Annotated in this window: 3 protein-coding genes and 1 pseudogene; all 4 read right to left on the minus strand. The window is 71.7% G+C overall.

Annotated features, from left to right (window positions below; translation table 11 throughout):
- Positions 1-134 precede the first annotated feature (134 nt).
- Positions 135-782 carry a hypothetical protein gene (locus tag AB0I76_RS27025; RefSeq protein ID WP_357041082.1) on the minus strand — a complete coding sequence of 216 codons (648 nt, stop codon included), beginning with the start codon at positions 780-782 and terminating at the stop codon, positions 135-137.
- A 202-nt stretch (positions 783-984) separates the two neighbouring features.
- A complete protein-coding gene (locus tag AB0I76_RS27030) occupies positions 985-1,767 on the minus strand; it encodes an RNA polymerase subunit sigma (RefSeq protein WP_357041084.1) in 783 nt (260 codons plus the stop codon).
- Positions 1,764-2,459, minus strand: coding sequence for a sigma-70 family RNA polymerase sigma factor (locus AB0I76_RS27035; protein WP_357041087.1), 696 nt, complete (start codon positions 2,457-2,459; stop codon positions 1,764-1,766). The genes AB0I76_RS27030 and AB0I76_RS27035 overlap by 4 nt, the downstream gene beginning before the upstream one ends.
- A gap of 81 nt (positions 2,460-2,540) precedes the next feature.
- Positions 2,541-2,752: pseudogene (locus AB0I76_RS27040) on the minus strand (spermine synthase); the annotation flags it as partial.

The raw sequence follows: 2,752 nt of genomic DNA on the forward strand, positions 1-2,752 counted from the left end.
GCGGCGCCGGCCCGCGGTACGGGCCGACGCCGCGGGCCGGGCGGAGACGTTGCCGGTACGCCCCGCACCCGGATCCGGCGGTGGCCGGCCGCGCCCTCCCAGCTGCGACCGGCCACCGTGCCTCACTGGTGCCGTCAGTACGAGTAGTCGGATCCGCCGCTCTCGGCCTCGGCGTCGTCGGCCGGCGGGGCGACGGGCTTGGGGGTGCCGGTCGGCAGGCAGGTCAGGTTCTTCTTGCCGTCCGGGGCCACCACGAACCAGGTGCCACCGACGCCCTGGCCCTTCCACTGGCCGGGCTTCTTGTCACCGATGTAGCGGTACAGCGGCCAGCCGTCCAGCGTGATCTGCCGGGTACCGTCCTGCCGGGTGATGGTGCCGACCTTGTCGTCGGAGATGCCGTTGAGCTGCGGGCTTCCGTCGGTCAGCGCGGGCGGCCACACCTCGGCGCACTTGTCGACGCAGTTCGACGCCGCCGGGTCGTTGGTGTCCTTGTCGAAGCGGTAGAGGATCCAGCCGTCCTGGTCGGTGACCACGCTGCCCATCCGGGCGACCTTCTTGCCGTTGAGCTCGTCGGTGAGGTCGACGTCGGCGGGCGGCGGAGCCTCCGCGGACGCTTCGGGTGCCGCCGACGCCTCGGCCTCGACCGACGCGGTGGGTTCGGCCGCGGCGACGGCGACCGGCTCGGCCGCGCCCGCGTTCGCCCCGTCGTAACCCGCGGGAGCGCAGGCCGTAAGTGCGACCATCGCGCTCGCGACGATGACGGTCCGCTTCATCTGTGCCACGTGCCCTCCTCATTCTTGGCAGTTCACCGGGTAATACGGGAGGCTTGCTGTCAAGGTTGAATCGACGACAGTGGTCAATTTCACTCGTATGAGTTGAACCGAATGGCCCGGATATCCGTAGGTCGGCACGAGGAGCCGGTGAAGACGCGAACGGCGGATTGGCGCCGGCCAATGTGGCCGGCGCCAATCCGCGTTGTACGGGTCAGGACGGGGTAACCGTAACCAGCGGGCTCGCCACCCCGTTGACGTCCACCGACTGCACCTGGAAGTGCTTGATCTCACTGGTCGGCGTCGATGTGGAGGCGGCCAGTGTCAGGGGGGTGGCGTTCGTGCTGGTGCCGTAGCCGCCGCCCGGTACCGACCAGGTGGAGATGATCTCGGACGTGCTGTTCTTCCGCACCACCACCAGGCGGCAGACGCGCGGGCCGGGCAGTTTCGAGAGGGTGAAGTTCACCCCCGTGCCGAACTCCTTCGACGCCACGAAGAACGTCGCCTCCACACCGGTCGTAGTGTCGGTGGCGTTGCGCTGCTTGCCCTCTATCGGGGTCGGTCCGCCGATGCCCGGGTCGCCCGGCTGACCGGCGCGGGTCACGGGCGGGCTCGCGGGCGCGCTGGTGGTCGGCAGGGCCTCCACGTCGGGCGCGCTGTCCCGGGTGACGCTGGCGAAGCCGACCCCGGTCAGCCCACCGAAGACGACCACCGCGGCGGCCGTGGCGAGCAACTGCCGGAACCGCGTCTTCCGCCGGTGGGCGCGGACCGCGACCAGCGTCCGGTCCAGCAGGGCCGGGTCGGTCTGCGTCTGCTCCAGCGCCGTCATCGTCTCGCCGTCGATGCCAGAGAGCATGCCCACCACCGGGACCATCGTCTCCAGCTCCGCGGCGCACGCCCAGCAGGTCGCGAGGTGCTCCTCGAACCGTTCCGTGTCGTGCTCGTCCAGTACCCCGAGCGCGTACGCGGCGACGTCCATGTGGTCTGCCCGGCTCATTCCGTCACCCCCCGTTCCTGCAGAGCCGTGCGCAGGGCGCGCAGCGCGTAGTAGACCCGTGACTTGGCGGTGCCGAGCGGTAGGCCCAGCTCCTCGGCGGCCTCCGGGACCGTCCGGCCCCGGAAGTAGGTCGAGACCAGGATCTCCCGGTGCGACTGACTGAGCGTACGCAGGGCGTCCGCCACGGTCATCGTGCGCAGCACCCGGTCGGTGCTGTCCGCCTCGGCGAAGGCGGTGAGGTCCCGGTCGTACGTCTCGGCGGGCCGGGCCTGCTCGCTGCGGTGTTCGTCGATGGCGATCCGCCGGGCCACCGTCACCAGCCACGGCCGCAGCGAACCCTGCCCCTGCGCGCCGAGCCGGTGCGCGTTGCGCCACGCCCGCAGCAGCGTCTCCTGCACGATGTCCTCGGCGCGCTGCCGGTCACCGCCGGTGAGCCGCATGACGAAGGCCAGCAGCGGACCGGCGTGCTCGGCGTAGAGCAGCCGGATCAGCTGGTCGGAGTGACTGGACTCGGTGGACGGTGGTGCCTGGTGACGTCCGGGCGCGGGTCGGGGCGGCACCGGGTCATTCTGACGAGGGTCGGGGCGGGCGTCGACCCCGCGAGCAGAAGCGCTCGGCCGGGACTGGGAGCGCGCGGACATCCAGCCCGGCCGAACCCTGTCCCCGTGCCAGCCGGCCGCCACCGCATGCATGCAGACCTCCGGGAATCCGATCACATCGGCCGCCCCCCACGGGCCTGCCGACGGATGATACGGAGGCGGCAGTCGATCGGATCAACGGCCCACGGAAAAAATTCCGGGCGGGGGCGGCGTCGAGTCGGTGGCGTCGGCGTCGTGGACCACCGGCGCGCCACCGGCGAAGCGGTCCAGCTCCGTGCCGGCCAGCACCCTGCCCGGGAACCAGTCCCCGGCGGCGCGGCGGGTCAGGTCCGGCACCGGTGGCTCGGTCCGACCGGCGACCAGCACCAGGTTGCCGTACCGGCGAC

This window comes from Micromonospora sp. NPDC049799, from assembly GCF_040656655.1.
In the GTDB taxonomy this organism is placed as follows: Bacteria; Actinomycetota; Actinomycetes; order Mycobacteriales; family Micromonosporaceae; genus Micromonospora.